The sequence below is a fragment of the Pseudomonas svalbardensis genome (genome assembly GCF_030053115.1).
GTDB classification, from domain to species: domain Bacteria; phylum Pseudomonadota; class Gammaproteobacteria; order Pseudomonadales; family Pseudomonadaceae; genus Aquipseudomonas; species Aquipseudomonas svalbardensis.
Genome location: NZ_CP125619.1, coordinates 3202710 through 3217502, shown reverse-complemented (window position 1 = coordinate 3217502; position 14793 = coordinate 3202710). Strand labels below are relative to the sequence as shown.

General features: G+C 60.5%; 13 protein-coding genes and 1 pseudogene. 7 read left to right on the top strand and 7 right to left on the bottom strand.

All coding sequences use genetic code 11. The features are described 5' to 3' along the window. Window positions 1-33: 33 nt before the first annotated feature. Both QFX16_RS14895 and QFX16_RS14890 read right to left on the bottom strand, forming a co-directional pair. Entirely contained in the window at window positions 34-510 is a 477-nt protein-coding gene (locus tag QFX16_RS14895; RefSeq protein ID WP_283180260.1) for a nuclear transport factor 2 family protein, read from the bottom strand. A gap of 56 nt (window positions 511-566) precedes the next feature. Continuing rightward, window positions 567-1130, bottom strand: a complete 564-nt coding sequence (locus tag QFX16_RS14890; protein ID WP_283180259.1) for a TetR/AcrR family transcriptional regulator — start codon at window positions 1128-1130, stop codon at window positions 567-569. Window positions 1131-1346: 216 nt separating this feature from the next. Between QFX16_RS14890 and pssA the strand changes: the two genes are divergently transcribed. The 7 genes from pssA (at window position 1347) to QFX16_RS14855 (ending at window position 9684) form a co-directional block, all read left to right on the top strand. Next, window positions 1347-2690: a CDP-diacylglycerol--serine O-phosphatidyltransferase gene (gene pssA, locus QFX16_RS14885; RefSeq protein ID WP_283180258.1), complete on the top strand. Its 1344-nt coding sequence runs from the start codon at window positions 1347-1349 to the stop codon at window positions 2688-2690. A gap of 154 nt (window positions 2691-2844) precedes the next feature. Continuing rightward, window positions 2845-3861: an AraC family transcriptional regulator gene (locus tag QFX16_RS14880; RefSeq protein WP_283180257.1), complete on the top strand. Its 1017-nt coding sequence runs from the start codon at window positions 2845-2847 to the stop codon at window positions 3859-3861. A 249-nt stretch (window positions 3862-4110) separates the two neighbouring features. Further along, entirely contained in the window at window positions 4111-5775 is a 1665-nt protein-coding gene (locus tag QFX16_RS14875; RefSeq protein ID WP_283180256.1) for an AMP-binding protein, read from the top strand. Between the two features lie 16 nt (window positions 5776-5791). After that, window positions 5792-6553, top strand: a complete 762-nt coding sequence (locus tag QFX16_RS14870) for an SDR family NAD(P)-dependent oxidoreductase (protein WP_283180255.1) — start codon at window positions 5792-5794, stop codon at window positions 6551-6553. A gap of 12 nt (window positions 6554-6565) precedes the next feature. Next, entirely contained in the window at window positions 6566-7759 is a 1194-nt protein-coding gene (locus tag QFX16_RS14865) for an acetyl-CoA C-acyltransferase (protein WP_283180254.1), read from the top strand. A gap of 9 nt (window positions 7760-7768) precedes the next feature. Then, complete coding sequence (locus QFX16_RS14860) at window positions 7769-8896, top strand: acyl-CoA dehydrogenase (protein ID WP_282482859.1); 1128 nt, start codon at window positions 7769-7771, stop codon at window positions 8894-8896. A 14-nt stretch (window positions 8897-8910) separates the two neighbouring features. Then, window positions 8911-9684, top strand: coding sequence for an enoyl-CoA hydratase (locus tag QFX16_RS14855; protein WP_030131385.1), 774 nt, complete (start codon window positions 8911-8913; stop codon window positions 9682-9684). Window positions 9685-9783: 99 nt separating this feature from the next. On the opposite strand, the gene QFX16_RS14850 is transcribed toward QFX16_RS14855, so the two are convergent. From QFX16_RS14850 to QFX16_RS14830, 5 genes and pseudogenes are all read right to left on the bottom strand, one after another. Further along, window positions 9784-10935: an acyl-CoA dehydrogenase family protein gene (locus QFX16_RS14850; protein ID WP_283180253.1), complete on the bottom strand. Its 1152-nt coding sequence runs from the start codon at window positions 10933-10935 to the stop codon at window positions 9784-9786. A gap of 3 nt (window positions 10936-10938) precedes the next feature. Next, a complete protein-coding gene (locus QFX16_RS14845) occupies window positions 10939-12045 on the bottom strand; it encodes an enoyl-CoA hydratase/isomerase family protein (protein ID WP_283180252.1) in 1107 nt (368 codons plus the stop codon). Between the two features lie 220 nt (window positions 12046-12265). After that, window positions 12266-12973 (bottom strand): HPP family protein, encoded by a 708-nt coding sequence (locus QFX16_RS14840; RefSeq protein ID WP_283180251.1) that lies wholly within the window; start codon window positions 12971-12973, stop codon window positions 12266-12268. A gap of 158 nt (window positions 12974-13131) precedes the next feature. Further along, window positions 13132-13344 (bottom strand): annotated as a pseudogene (locus QFX16_RS14835) (MFS transporter); the annotation flags it as partial. Between the two features lie 61 nt (window positions 13345-13405). Next, window positions 13406-14785 carry a UDP-glucose dehydrogenase family protein gene (locus QFX16_RS14830; protein WP_283180250.1) on the bottom strand — a complete coding sequence of 460 codons (1380 nt, stop codon included), beginning with the start codon at window positions 14783-14785 and terminating at the stop codon, window positions 13406-13408. Window positions 14786-14793 lie beyond the last annotated feature (8 nt).

Below are 14793 nucleotides of genomic sequence, written 5' to 3'. Positions count from 1 at the left end.
AGCGAGCAAGCTCGCTCCCACATGGATCAGGGTTTACAGGCCCAGGTCGGACAGACTTGGATGGTCGTCAGGCCGACGACCCAGTGGCCAATGGAACTTGCGGTCGCTTTCCTTGATCGGCATGTCGTTGATGCAGGCAAACCGATTGGCCATCAAACCGTTCTCGTCGAACTCCCAGTTTTCGTTGCCATACGAGCGGAACCAATTGCCCGAGTCGTCGTGCCATTCGTAGGCATAACGCACGGCGATGCGGTCGCCGGTAAAGGCCCAAAGTTCTTTGATCAGGCGGTAATCCAGTTCCTTGACCCATTTGCGCGTCAGGAAACCTTTGGCTTCTTCGCGGTTGTAGGCAAACTCGGCGCGGTTTCGCCATCTGGTGTCCAGGGTGTAGGCCAGCGACACGCGTTCCGGGTCGCGGGAGTTCCAGCCGTCTTCGGCCAGACGTACTTTTTCGATGGCCGATTCACGGGTGAATGGCGGCAATGGCGCACGAACTTCGGCATCAGACATTAATAGTCTCCCTATCAAAGTAACGTTCTAGCAAGTTGTCGGGATTGGTTAAAGTGTTACAGGTCCAATAACTTTCGCGCCATGCATTGCGCATTATCGGCGGCACTGTGATCACCCATGACAAGCGCCACGGTAATGGCACCGTCGATCAGGATCAGCAGCTGTTTGGCCAGCGTCTCCGGGTCTGTGGCGCCCTGTTCGGTGCAGAGCTCGCGCACGTAGTCGAGCAGCTTCTGTTTATGGTCTTTGGCAACCAGGCGAACCGGGTCTTGCGGGTCGCCGGTTTCGCCGCTGGTATTGATGAATGCACAGCCACGGAAGCCTTCGGAGGCGAACCAGGCCTTGAGCACGGTAAACAGGTTGAGCAGCCGGTCGGCCGGTGTTTCAGCCTGGTCGACTTCGCTTCTGTACCAACGCATCCAGCGCACATCACGGCGTTGCAGGGCCGCGACGGTGAGCTCCTCCTTGTTGGCGAAGTAGCGGTAAATACTCTTTCTGGAGACGCCGGCGGTTTTCACCAGAAGATCCATCCCAGTGGCAGCGATGCCACTTTTGTAGATCAACTTTTCGGTGACATCCAGAATGATGTCGCGTGTGTCGTTGCTGGTTATCTCGTTCATGGCGCTACAGTAGAACGATCGTTCTCCTTGGTCAATCGGGTATTTTTTGTCGCCTGAAAAATCGCTTTCGCGAGCAGGCTCGCTCCCACAGGGGAATGCATTTTAATGTGGCAGCGAGCCTGCTCGCGAAGGGGCCTTTACAGACACTAACAAGACCCAAGCGGATCCATGGTGTAAGCTCTAGGGTTCTTCGGATTCGACCTTTTTGCGAGCCCTATGCCGTCGCTTTTCAAACGCTCTCTGCTGCCCAAACTGCGCAGTTTTCCGCTGACCGCCGATGCCGTCACCATCCTTTCTGGCGCTGCCGAGTTTCGTCGGTGCCTGCTGGAAAAGATCGCCAGCGCCACCCAGCGTATCTATATCGTCGCGCTCTATCTGCAACAAGATGAAGCCGGCCAGGAAATTCTTGATGCCTTGCACGCGGCCAAACTGGCGCGTCCGGAACTGGACGTGGTGGTGGTCGTTGACTGGCTGCGCGCTCAGCGCGGCTTGATCGGCGCCGGCAAACAGCCGGGCAACTCGGCCTGGTACCAGGAAACAACCCGCACTCATGCCAGTGAAGTGCCGGTGTATGGCGTTCCCGTGCAGACCCGTGAGCTGTTCGGCGTGCTGCATTTGAAAGGCTTCGTGATCGACGATTGCGTGATCTACAGCGGCGCGAGCCTGAACAACGTTTACCTGCACAAATTCGACAAGTACCGCTACGACCGTTATCACGTGCTGCAGAACAGCGCCCTGGCCGATTCAATGCAGCACCTGGTCCAGCACGGTCTGATCGCCTCCAAAGCGGTGCATCGTCTCGATTTGCCGAACCTGCCGACCACCCGCAGCCTGCGCAACGACATCGGCGACTTGCGCAGCCGCCTCAAGCACGCGGCGTACGACACCACGACAGGCACCCCGGAAAAGGGTGGTTTGTCGGTCAGCCCATTGCTCGGTGTCGGCAAGAACAACCCGCTGAGTCGAGTGATTTGCGAGTTGATCGCCAGCGCTCAGCATCAACTGACCATCTGCACGCCATACTTCAACCTGCCGCTGCCCGTGACCCGGGAAATCAACCGGGCTCTGGCGCGGGGCGTGAAGATCGACATCATCGTCGGCGACAAGACGGCCAACGACTTCTACATCCCGCCGAGCGAGCCGTTCAAGGTGATTTCGGCGTTGCCGTACCTTTACGAGATCAGCCTGCGGCGTTTCGCCAAGCGTCACCATCGCAGCGTCGACAGCGGCCAACTGAACCTGCATCTGTGGCGTGATGGCGACAACACCTATCACCTCAAGGGTATGTGGGTCGATCAGCGCTACACCTTGCTGACCGGCAACAACCTCAATCCGCGGGCATTCCGACTCGACCTGGAAAACGCCTTGCTGATTGATGATCCGAAAGGCGAGCTGCTGGGGCCGCGTCGTACAGAGCTGGCGGAGATTTTCGAGAACACCCGCCGGATCGAGCGTTACCAGGAGCTGGAAACGCTGCTGGAATACCCGGCGGGGGTGGCCAAGTTTCTCAAGCGCGTGAGTCGTGTGCGGATCGAGCGGTTGCTGTACCGGATTCTTTAAGGCTTAAGGCAAAAGATCGCAGTCTATGGCAGCTCCAGTGGGATGACGTGCACCGTGGCAGGAGCTGCCGAAGGTTCGGGCCGCGTTCGGACGATCTTTTGATTTTGACGGGCTAATATTCCCACTACTCAAAGAACAGGGCTTGCCTCGGTCAATGTCGGAAAAAGACACCATCTCCATTCAACTGGTGCGTGAAGCGCTGTTGCAAAGCTGCGCCCCAGGAGCCGCTACCGAAGAGGTGTTGAACAAAGTCGGCATCGCCCCGGCGCTGCTGGAAACCACCACTGCCCGCGTGCCGGCCACCGCTTACGCAAGGCTGTGGCGCTTGTTGGCCCGGCGCCGGGACGATGAGTTTTTTGGCATGGACCCGCGCAAACTCAAATCCGGCAGCCTGGAGTTTCTCTGTCGCTGCTCCATGGTCCAGCCGAGCCTGGCCGCCGGCCTGACCTCGGGTTTGAGCTTTCTGTCGTTGATGCTCGAACACTTGCCTGCACAGCTGGTTCGTCAGCAAAGCCTGGCGGAAATTGTCCTGCTCGAAGACGACCAGGACCCACGCCGCGCCTTTACCTATTTCACCTATTGGATGATCGTTCACGGTGTCGCCTGCTGGTTGGCGGGGCGACGGATTCCGATCCTGGCCATCGAATTGCGCTGCCAGGCACCGGACTTCTGCGATGACTACCAGGTGATGTTCTCCGAGAACCTGCGTTTCGACCGGCCGCGCACGCGGATGATTTTCTCGGCCGAGTGCCTGGACTTGCCGATCAAGCGCAGTCCGGAAGAACTCAAGCGTTTCCTGGCCCATGCGCCGGCCAATATTCTGGTCAAGTACCGTGATCCAGAGAGCCTGGCCAGCCGGATCAAACACGATTTGCGGCAACTGCCCGCCGAACACTGGCCGGAAACCGAATCCCTGGCGCAACAGCTGTGCATGTCGGCTTCAACCCTGCGTCGGCGCCTGGCTGAAGAGGGCCAGACTTACCAGGGGCTCAAGGACAGCGTGCGCAAGGAGTTGGCGATTGTCTGGCTGGCCGAGCCTGCCATCAGCTTTGCCGAGATCGCCACGCGGCTGGGGTTTGCCGACACCAGCTCGTTCTACAAGGCGTTTCGCAAGTGGTCGGGGTCAAATCCGGGGCATTACCGCAGCCTGATCCTGAACGAAGCCGATTGATCCGGATTGGGTGGTGATGCAGCCGGCCTCTTCGCGAGCAGGCTCGCTCCCACATGTGGAATGCGTTCCCCTGTGGGAGCGAGCCTGCTCGCGAAGGGGCCCTGACTGGCGCCACACCTCTTGAATCTTGGCCAAACCAGTCACGCAACTTGATAGCTTTGACCATTGTCCCGCGCCCCGCACAGAGCGAGTATTTCCCTGTTAATAAAGGTTCCCCCAGCCTAATAAAAATACAAAGGGATTCTGGCAATGCGTGATTATTTGTCTGCTACATCACAGTTCAATTATCAGCACACCGTCGACGCCGCACTCGCGGGCGATTTGACTGCCCTCAACGCCTGTGTCGAGTGTTGCGACCGGCATGCCTTGCCGGGGCGCATCGCGCTGTTCTGGGAAGGTCGCGATGGCGCCAGCGCGACCTACACCTTCAGCGACTTGCAGGACAAAGCTGCGCGTTTAGCCAATTTTCTGCTGGCCCAAGGCGTAAAAAAGGGCGACAAGGTTGCCGGTCTCCTGCCACGTAACATCGAACTTTTGATCACCGTATTCGCCACCTGGCGCATCGGCGCGGTCTACCAGCCGCTGTTCACGGCATTCGGCCCGAAAGCCATCGAACACCGCCTCAGCTCCTCTGGCGCCAAAGTGGTGGTCACCGACGCGGGCAATCGTTCCAAACTCACTGAAGTCGCCGACTGCCCGACCATCGTCACCGTCGCCGGCCCCAAAGGCCAAGGCATCGTCCGCGGCGATTACAGCTTCTGGGCCGAACTGGCGAATTATTCTGCTGAGTGCGAACCGGTCCTGCTGACGGGCGAAGACCCGTTCCTGCTGATGTTCACGTCGGGCACCACCGGTCCGTCGAAAGCGCTGTCCGTTCCGCTCAAGGCCATCGTCGCCTTCCAGAGCTACACCCGTGACGCCGTGGACTTGCGCCCTGAAGACGCCTTCTGGAACGTCGCCGATCCGGGCTGGGCCTACGGCATCTATTTCGGCGTCACCGGGCCGATGGCGATGGGGCATCCGATCACCTTTTACGATGGCCCGTTCTCCCTCGAAAGCACCTGCCGGGTGATCAACAAATACGGGATCACCAACCTCACCGGCTCGCCGACGGCCTATCGCCTGTTGATCGCGGGTGGCGACGAATTCGCCCGCTCGATCAAGGGCAAGCTGCGCATCGTCAGCAGCGCCGGCGAGCCGCTGAACCCGGAAGTGATTCGCTGGTTCGCCGACAACCTCGGCGTGGCCATCCACGACCATTATGGCCAGACCGAACTCGGCATGGTCCTGTGCAATCACCATGGCCTGGAGCATCCGATCCACATGGGCGCCGCCGGTTTCGCCTCGCCGGGCCACCGCATCGTGGTGCTGGATGACGAGTACAAAGAACTCGGCGTCGGTCAGCCTGGCATTCTGGCCATCGATCGCACCCAGTCGCCGATGTGCTGGTTCGCCGGTTACGAAGGCGCACCGACCAAGGCCTTCGTCGGCAACTATTACCTGAGCGGCGACACCGTCGAATGGAACCCGGACGGCAGCATCAGCTTCGTCGGTCGCAGCGACGACGTGATCACCACCTCGGGCTATCGCGTCGGTCCGTTCGACGTGGAAAGCGCGTTGATCGAGCACCCGGCAGTGGTCGAAGCGGCCGTGGTCGGCAAACCCGATCCGGAGCGGACCGAACTGGTCAAAGCCTTTGTCGTGCTCAGCGCGCAATACCGCGCTGCACCGGAACTGGCCGAAGAGTTGCGCCAACACGTGCGCAAACGACTGGCCGCGCACTCGTACCCCCGTGAAATCGAATTTGTCAGCGAATTGCCGAAAACCCCTAGCGGCAAATTGCAGCGCTTTATCTTGCGCAACCAGGAAATCGCCAAGGCTCAAGAGGCCGCCGCGAAGAATGTTTCAGCTTGAATCCAAGGAAACAATGATGCAGATCGAAAACAAGGTTTTTCTCGTCACCGGCGGTGCGTCCGGCCTCGGTGCGGCCACAGCTGAAATGCTGGTCGCGGCCGGCGCCAAAGTGATGCTGGTGGACATGAATGCCGAGGCCGTTGCGGCCCAGGCTGAACGTCTCGGCGCGCAAAGTGTGGTGGCGGATATCAGCAACGAAACCGCGGCGGAAGCCGCTGTGCAGGCGACGGTCAAAGCCTTCGGTGGCCTGAATGGTCTGGTCAACTGCGCCGGTATCGTGCGCGGTGAGAAGATCCTCGGCAAGAACGGCCCACACGTGTTGGCCAATTTCAGCCAGGTGATCAACGTCAACCTGATCGGCAGTTTCAACATGTTGCGCCTGGCCGCTGCGGCGATTGCCGAAACCGAAGCAGATGCTGACGGCGAGCGCGGCGTGATCATCAACACCGCCTCGGCTGCAGCCTATGACGGCCAGATCGGCCAGGCCGCGTATGCCGCCTCCAAAGGCGCGATCGTCAGCCTGACCTTGCCCGCCGCCCGTGAACTGGCGCGCTTCGGCATTCGGGTGATGACCATCGCCCCGGGCATTTTCGAAACGCCGATGATGGCCAGCATGACCCCGGAAGTCCGCGCGTCCCTGGCGGCTGGCGTGCCGTTTCCGCCGCGTCTTGGCAAACCAGGCGAGTATGCCGGGCTGGTCAGGCATATCATTGAAAACAGCATGCTCAATGGCGAGGTGATCCGTCTCGACGGCGCCTTGCGCATGGCCGCCAAGTAAGGAGGATTTGTCATGACTATTTCCAACGATCCCATTGTTATTGTCAGCGCCGTCCGCACCCCGATGGGTGGTTTCCAGGGCGAACTGAAAAGCCTGACTGCACCGCAACTCGGTGCTGCCGCAATTCGCGCCGCCGTTGAACGCGCCGGTGTGGCACCAGACTCGGTTGAAGAAGTGCTGTTCGGTTGCGTCCTGTCCGCCGGCCTCGGCCAAGCCCCTGCACGTCAAGCCGCATTGGGCGCCGGGCTGGATAAATCGACTCGCTGCACCACCCTGAACAAGATGTGCGGTTCGGGTATGGAAGCGGCCATTCTGGCCCACGACATGCTGGTGGCCGGCAGCGCCGACGTGGTTGTCGCCGGCGGTATGGAAAGCATGTCCAACGCGCCGTATCTGCTGGACCGCGCCCGCAGCGGTTACCGCATGGGCCACGGTCGCGTGCTTGACCACATGTTCCTTGACGGTCTGGAAGATGCCTACGACAAGGGCCGCCTGATGGGCACTTACGCCGAGGATTGCGCTGAAACCAACGGTTTCACCCGTGAAGCTCAGGACGCGTTTGCCATTGCCTCGACCACCCGCGCGCAGCAGGCGATCAAGGACGGCAGCTTCAAACACGAGATCGTGCCGCTCACCGTGACCGTCGGTAAAGAGCAGGTGCTGATCAGCAACGACGAACAGCCACCGAAAGCCAAACTGGACAAGATCGCTTCCTTGAAACCGGCGTTCCGTGACGGCGGCACGGTGACGGCGGCGAACTCCAGCTCGATCTCCGATGGCGCTGCGGCATTGGTGTTGATGCGCCGTTCCGAAGCTGAAAAGCGCGGCCTGAAACCGCTGGCAGTGATTCACGGCCACGCTGCGTTTGCCGACACCCCGGGCCTGTTCCCGGTGGCACCGGTGGGCGCTATCGAGAAGCTGATGAAGAAAACCGGCTGGTCGCTGGACGAAGTCGATCTGGTCGAAGTCAACGAAGCCTTCGCCGTTGTCAGTCTGGTGACCATGACCAAACTGGAAATCCCCCACGAGAAGATCAACGTTCACGGCGGCGCTTGCGCTCTCGGCCACCCGATCGGTGCGTCTGGCGCGCGGATCCTCGTGACCTTGCTCTCGGCCCTGCGCCAGAAAGGCCTGAAACGCGGCGTTGCAGCGATCTGCATCGGCGGCGGCGAAGCCACGGCCATGGCCGTTGAATGCCTGTACTAAGGAATCACTATGCTCCCGACTGACGAACAACTTCAGATCAGCGACGCGGCCCGGCAGTTTGCCCAGGAACGGCTGAAACCGTTCGCCGCCGAGTGGGACCGCGAGCATCGCTTCCCCAAGGAAGCCATCGGCGAGATGGCGGAACTGGGCTTCTTCGGCATGTTGGTGCCGGAAGAGTGGGGCGGTTGCGACACCGGTTACCTGGCCTACGCCATGGCCCTGGAAGAAATCGCGGCCGGCGACGGCGCCTGTTCGACCATCATGAGCGTGCACAACTCGGTGGGTTGCGTTCCGATTCTCAAGTACGGCAACGACGACCAGAAAGAGCGCTTCCTCAAACCTTTGGCCAGCGGTTCGATGCTCGGGGCTTTTGCCCTGACCGAACCGCAGGCCGGCTCCGACGCCAGCGGCTTGAAAACCCGTGCTCGTCTGGAAGGCGATCATTACGTGTTGAACGGCTGCAAGCAGTTCATCACCTCCGGGCAGAACGCCGGAGTGGTGATCGTGTTCGCCGTGACTGATCCGAGTGCCGGCAAGCGTGGCATCACGGCGCTGATCGTGCCCACCGATTCGCCGGGCTACAAAGTCGCACGGGTCGAAGACAAACTCGGCCAGCACGCGTCCGACACCTGCCAGATCCTGTTCGAAGACGTGAAGGTGCCAGTCGCCAACCGCTTGGGCGAGGAGGGCGAAGGTTATCGAATCGCCCTGGCCAACCTCGAAGGCGGCCGTGTCGGCATCGCTTCGCAATCGGTGGGCATGGCCCGCGCTGCGTTCGAAGCGGCCCGCGACTATGCCCGCGAGCGTGAAAGCTTCGGCAAACCGATCATCGAGCATCAAGCGGTCGCGTTCCGCCTGGCGGACATGGCAACCCAAATCGCTGTGGCTCGGCAGATGGTGCATTACGCGGCGGCGCTGCGTGACAGCGGCAAACCGGCCTTGGTCGAAGCGTCCATGGCCAAGCTGTTCGCCTCGGAAATGGCCGAGAAGGTGTGCTCCGCGGCCTTGCAAACCCTCGGCGGTTACGGTTACTTGAACGATTTCCCGCTGGAGCGGATCTACCGCGACGTGCGGGTCTGCCAGATCTACGAAGGCACCAGCGATATTCAGCGCATGGTCATTTCGCGCAATCTTTGAGAAGGAAGCTACGTGTGAACTACGAAACGATTTTGTTGGAAACCCATGGTCGCGTCGGCCTGATTACCCTGAACCGTCCGCAAGCGCTGAATGCGTTGAACGCGCAGATCGTCAGCGAGCTGAACCACGCCCTCGATGGCCTGGAAGCCGATTCGAACATCGGCTGCATCGTGCTCACCGGCTCGAAAAAAGCCTTCGCCGCCGGCGCCGACATCAAGGAAATGGCGGAGCTGACCTACCCGCAAATCTACCTCGACGACCTGTTCAGCGACAGCGATCGCGTGGCTAACCGCCGCAAGCCGATCATTGCCGCCGTCAACGGTTTCGCCTTGGGCGGTGGTTGTGAACTGGCGCTGATGTGCGACTTCATCCTGGCCGGCGACAACGCCAAGTTTGGTCAACCGGAAATCAACCTCGGCGTCCTGCCAGGCATGGGCGGCACTCAGCGCCTGACCCGCGCGGTGGGCAAGGCCAAGGCCATGGAGATGTGCCTCAGCGGTCGCTTGATCGATGCGGTGGAAGCGGAGCGTTGCGGGATTGTGGCGCGGATTGTTCCGGCAGATGAGTTGCTGGAAGAAGCGTTGAAAGTCGCGGCGCTGATTGCCAAGAAGTCGTTGCCGATTGCAATGATGATCAAGGAAAGCGTCAACCGCGCGTTTGAAGTGAGCCTGTCGGAAGGTGTGCGCTTTGAGCGCCGGGTGTTCCATGCGGCGTTTGCGACGCAGGATCAGAAGGAAGGGATGGCGGCGTTTATTGCCAAGCGTGAAGCCGAGTTCCAGGGTAAGTAATGTAGCGTCCTCACCGACGCCTTCGCGGGCAAGCCTCGCTCCTACAGGGTAATACGTATCCTTGTAGGAGCGAGGCTTGCCCGCGAAGCTTTTTGGGCTTCACACCAAGTAGTGCTTCAGTTCCCGAGCAATCACCATCCGCTGAATCTCGCTAGACCCTTCATAAATCTGCGTAATCCGCGCATCCCGGTAATAACGCTCCACTGGGTAATCTTCCAGATACCCATACCCGCCATGGATCTGCATCGCCGACGAACACACTTTCTCGGCCATCTCGGATGCAAACAGCTTGGCCTGTGAAGCCTCCGACAGACACGGCTTGCCGGCACTGCGCAAGCGCGCAGCATGCAAGATCAGCAGTCGTGCCGCGTTCAACCGGGTGTGCATGTCGGCCAGCATGTTGGCGATGCTCTGGTGCTCGATGATCGGTTTGTTGAACTGCACCCGATCCCGCGAGTAGGCCAGCGCCGCTTCAAATGCGGCGCGGGCAATGCCCAACGCCTGCGCCGCGATGCCGATGCGGCCGCCTTCGAGGTTCGACAGGGCAATCGCCAGCCCTTTGCCGCGCTCACCCAGCAGGTTGGCTTCGGGAATCGTGCAGTGGCTCAGGGTCACCGCGCAGGTATCGGAAGCACGGATGCCCATCTTGTGTTCGGTGCGATCAACGATGAAACCCGCGGTATCGGTCGGCACCAGGAACGCCGAGATGCCGCGCTTGCCCAAGTCTGGATCGGTCACCGCGAACACGATGGCCAGTTTCGCCCGTTTGCCATTGCTGACGAATTGCTTGGCGCCGTTGATCACCCACTGGCCGTCGCGCAGTTCGGCGCGGGTGCGCAGGTTGTGGGCTTCGGAACCGGCCTGGGGTTCGGTCAGGCAGAAGCAGCCGATGGCCTGACCGCTGGCCAGATCCGGCAGCCAGGTCTGTTTCTGTTCTTCAGTGCCGTAGTTGAGGACCGGACCGCAGCCCACGGAGTTGTGAATGCTCATCAGCGCGCCAGTGGCGCCGTCGCCGGCCGAAATCTCTTCCACGGCCAAGGCGTAGGCGACGTAGTCGACATAGGTGCCGCCCCATTCCTCGGGCACCACCATGCCCAGCAGACCCAGCTCACCCATCTTCGCCACCAGACCGTCGTCGATCCAGCCGGCCTTTTCCCAGGCTTGTGCGTGGGGCGCGATTTCGCCGCGGGCAAAGTCCCGGGCCATGTCGCGGATCATGACTTGCTCTTCGCTCAATTCGATATCGTGCATGGCTCAGCTCCCGCTTTGGTCAAAACCCGTGAAGAAACTCGCGACGTGCTCGGCGTCCAGCGCCTGCAAGGTCGGCGGGTTCCAGCGCGGTTTCTTGTCCTTGTCGATCAGCAAGGCGCGCACGCCTTCGATCAGGTCGCCGCGCTCGAACCACTGACGGTCCAGGTGCAGCTCAAGGGCGAAGCAGTCTTCCAGACTCAAGTGCCGGCCGCGACGGAGCATTTCCAGGGTCACACCCATGGCCAGCGGTGAACGGCTTTCCAGCAGGTCGGCGGTGGTCGTGGCCCACTCGTGGCTGTCGGCGACCGTTACTTCACGCAGTTGCTCAACAATACTCGGCACATCGGGCTGGGCGAAGAAGTGATCGATGGCCGGGCGCAACGCGCTCAGTGGCGCGTCGGGTAGTTGTTGCACGGCGAGTTTCGCCAGCAGACCTTGCAGGTCCTTCAACGGTGTTTCGTGCCATTCGAGCTGATCGAGTTGCTCGTCCAGAGTGCCCAACTTGTCGCTTTCCAGGTACCAGTCGGCCAGGCCGCAATAGAGCGCATCGGCCGCACGGATCTGCACGCCGCTGACGCCGAGGTAAATCCCCAGTTCACCGGGAACGCGTGGCAGGAAATGGCTGCCACCGACATCCGGGAAATAACCGATCGCCACTTCCGGCATCGCCAGACGACTTTTCTCGGTGACCACCCGCAAGTCGGCGCCTTGTACCAGGCCCATGCCGCCGCCCAGGACAAAACCGTCCATCAAAGCGAGTACAGGTTTGCGGTAATGGTGAATCGCGAGGTCGAGGGCGTATTCCTCGACGAAGAAATCTTCGTGCAGCGTGTCGCCGTTCTTGAAGCTGTCGTACAGCGAGCGAATGTCGCCGCCGGCACAGAAAGCCTTCTCGCCAGCACCGCGCAATACAACTGCGTGTACGTGCGGATCTAGTGCCCAGGCGTCGAGCTGACGCTGCAGGTTGCGCACCATGTCCAGGGTGATGGCGTTGAGTCCGGCGGGGCGATTGAGGGTCAGGTGGCCGATGTGGTTGCGAACCTCGGCCAGCACTTCGTTTTGCATGGCATCCATGGACGAAGTCCCCGGAGAAGAAACCTGAGCAGTCATCACTAACTCCCTGCTTTTATTGTTCTTTATAGAGAAGCTCGCGCGCGAGCGATGCTGGATCGTACCAGTGCAAATTTGTGATGTACAACCGGCATATGTGCAGGGTTAGTTTGCGTTTTTGCCTTAAAGCAAGATCAAAAGATCGCAGCCTGCGGCAGCTCCAGGGGGATCGCATTTCAATGGAGCTGTCGAGTGAAACGAGGCTGCGATCTTTTGATCTTCAACCCTTACTGGAAAACACATCACCAATACTGCGCCGTTTGGCATGCAACTCACTGGCATGGATCAACTGTTCAAGGTCTTCGGGGGTGACGTCGAAGAACGCTTCCATGTCCGCCAGGGCCAGTTTCAGGTCCTGCGCGGTGATCGCCTGGCTGTCGATGGGCGGATGGTCGGCCGGCACTATGGCCACCGGTTCGCTGGCGCGTTTTGGGTAACGAATGCGCGTCAGGTTGTTGTAGGCCAGGGCGCTGAGCAGCATGGCCGATGCGCTAAGCATCACCGGGCCGAGCGCTTTCCAGTCGAGGGCAATGGTCGCCGGGTCTGCCAACACCAACAGGAGCGCCAAGGCCCCGGCCGGTGGGTGCAGGCAACGCAGCCAGCACATCAGAATCAGCGCCATGCCGGCCGCCAGGCAAGCGCTGCCGAGGGTTCGTCCGAGCACGTGAGCGACCAGCAGCGAAACCACCCCGGCGCTGAGGTAGCCGCCAAGAATCGACCAGGGCTGGGCGAGGGCGCCGGAGGACACTGCGAACAGCAACACGGCCGATGCACCCAGCGGACCGATCAGGTGCTGCGCTACTTGCATGCCGAATACCTGGCTGCAGAGCCAGACGCTGAACATCGTGCCCAGAGACATGCCGATGGCGGCCCGGCTCCATTCGGAGGGGCGGGTGTTGATGGCGGCGGGAAACCAGCGAGCAAACATGAGGCAGACGATCCGTTGAAAAAATCGAGGCAAAAAAAAGGCTTAGCTGGGATACCCAGAAAGCCCTTGAAGTTGTTCCAACTATTGGGGGAGGAACGGGCACAGTGTGCCGTTCATTCCTGATGCTGACAAATTCATATTAATGCAGTTTTAGTGCATTAATTTTGCTGTAAGGCCACCCGACGGCCGCTCGTGAAACACAGGAAACCACCTATGGCGGTCAGCGCGCTCAGGGCACCGGCGCCAGGGTGTCGACGAAGAGGAATTCGGCGGGTAATTAATTATTTCACCGAGGGTGAAGATGAACATTGCCACGCACCACGCACCACGCACCACGACACCAGGCTGCCGGCCAGGCTGAAACCAAGCAACTAAGCAACGCCGACAGCCCTGGCCCCAGGGACTGTCGGCTGATCTCGGCTAACGTCGCAATCAAGCGACGACCGAAGCGGCCGGCCACTGCTGGTGCGGAATCGGCAGATTGCGCGATTCACCGCGGCCCATCGGGAAGTACATGAAACCGGCGCGGGCCAGTCGATCGGCGTCGTACAGGTTGCGTCCGTCGAAGATCACCGGCGCGTTGAGCCGCTGCTGGATCAGGCTGAAATCCGGGGCCTTGAACTGCTGCCATTCCGTGCAGATGATCAACGCGTCAGCACCGGACAATACCGATTCCGGTGTGCCCATCAGCATCAACCTCGATTCATCGGGATACAGCTGCTGGGTTTCCTGCATGGCTTCCGGGTCGAACGCGCGGACGTTGGCCCCGGCGGCCCACAGCGATTCCAGCAACACCCGGCTCGGTGCGTCGCGCATGTCGTCGGTGTTCGGCTTGAATGCCAGCCCCCACACGGCAAAAGTCCTGCCGCGCAAATCGCCCTTGTAGAACGCGTTGATGCGCTCGAACAACTTGTGCTTCTGACGCTGGTTGATCGCTTCCACCGCTTGCAGCAAATCGCTGGAGCAATGCGCCTCTTCGGCGCTGTGGATCAGCGCGCGCATGTCCTTGGGAAAGCACGAGCCGCCATAACCGCAGCCGGGGTAGATGAAGTGGTAGCCAATGCGCGAATCGGCGCCGATGCCCAGGCGCACCGATTCGATGTCGGCGCCCAGGTGTTCGGCCAGTTCGGCGATCTGGTTGATGAAGCTGATCTTGGTCGCCAGCATGCAGTTGGCGGCGTACTTGGTCAGCTCGGCGCTGCGCAGGTCCATGAACATGATCCGGTCATGATTGCGGTTGAAGGGCGCGTAGAGGTCGCGCATCACGTCACGCACCTCATCGCGTTCGCAGCCGATGACGATCCGGTCCGGGCGCCGGCAATCGGCCACGGCCGAGCCTTCTTTCAAAAACTCCGGGTTGGAGACGATATCAAATTTCAGCAAGCGGCCGACCTTGATCAGGCACTTGTCGATATGCGCGCGCAAGGTGTCACCCGTGCCCACCGGCACCGTGGACTTCTCCACCAGAATCACCGGGTGTTCACGGTGACGCGCCACGGCTTCGCCCACTGACAGCACATAACGCAGGTCCGCCGACCCATCGTCCCGGGACGGTGTACCGACCGCGATAAACAACACCTGGCCATGCTGTACCGCAAACTTCTCGTCAGTGGTGAACTGGAGACGATTGGCCTCCAGGCTTTCGCGCACCAGGCTGGCCAGCCCCGGTTCGAAAATACTTACGTGGCCTTGCTGCAGCAGTTCGACTTTCCTCTCGTCAATGTCCATGCAGACCACGTCGTGGCCGACTTCAGCCAGGACGGCCGCTTGTACCAGGCCAACGTAACCGCTACCAAATACACTGATTTTCATGGGGCACT

What these genes read in the sequence shown, in the direction of transcription:
- QFX16_RS14895 (WP_283180260.1), bottom strand. Translation starts at nt 510, where the DNA reads ATGTCTGATGCCGAAGTTCGTGCGCCATTGCCGCCATTCACCCGTGAA.
- QFX16_RS14870 (WP_283180255.1), top strand. Translation starts at nt 5,792, where the DNA reads ATGCAGATCGAAAACAAGGTTTTTCTCGTCACCGGCGGTGCGTCCGGC.
- QFX16_RS14850 (WP_283180253.1), bottom strand. Translation starts at nt 10,935, where the DNA reads ATGCACGATATCGAATTGAGCGAAGAGCAAGTCATGATCCGCGACATG.
- QFX16_RS14865 (WP_283180254.1), top strand. Translation starts at nt 6,566, where the DNA reads ATGACTATTTCCAACGATCCCATTGTTATTGTCAGCGCCGTCCGCACC.
- QFX16_RS14890 (WP_283180259.1), bottom strand. Translation starts at nt 1,130, where the DNA reads ATGAACGAGATAACCAGCAACGACACACGCGACATCATTCTGGATGTC.
- QFX16_RS14875 (WP_283180256.1), top strand. Translation starts at nt 4,111, where the DNA reads ATGCGTGATTATTTGTCTGCTACATCACAGTTCAATTATCAGCACACC.
- QFX16_RS14860 (WP_282482859.1), top strand. Translation starts at nt 7,769, where the DNA reads ATGCTCCCGACTGACGAACAACTTCAGATCAGCGACGCGGCCCGGCAG.
- QFX16_RS14880 (WP_283180257.1), top strand. Translation starts at nt 2,845, where the DNA reads ATGTCGGAAAAAGACACCATCTCCATTCAACTGGTGCGTGAAGCGCTG.
- QFX16_RS14840 (WP_283180251.1), bottom strand. Translation starts at nt 12,973, where the DNA reads ATGTTTGCTCGCTGGTTTCCCGCCGCCATCAACACCCGCCCCTCCGAA.
- pssA (WP_283180258.1), top strand. Translation starts at nt 1,347, where the DNA reads ATGCCGTCGCTTTTCAAACGCTCTCTGCTGCCCAAACTGCGCAGTTTT.
- QFX16_RS14845 (WP_283180252.1), bottom strand. Translation starts at nt 12,045, where the DNA reads ATGACTGCTCAGGTTTCTTCTCCGGGGACTTCGTCCATGGATGCCATG.
- QFX16_RS14830 (WP_283180250.1), bottom strand. Translation starts at nt 14,785, where the DNA reads ATGAAAATCAGTGTATTTGGTAGCGGTTACGTTGGCCTGGTACAAGCG.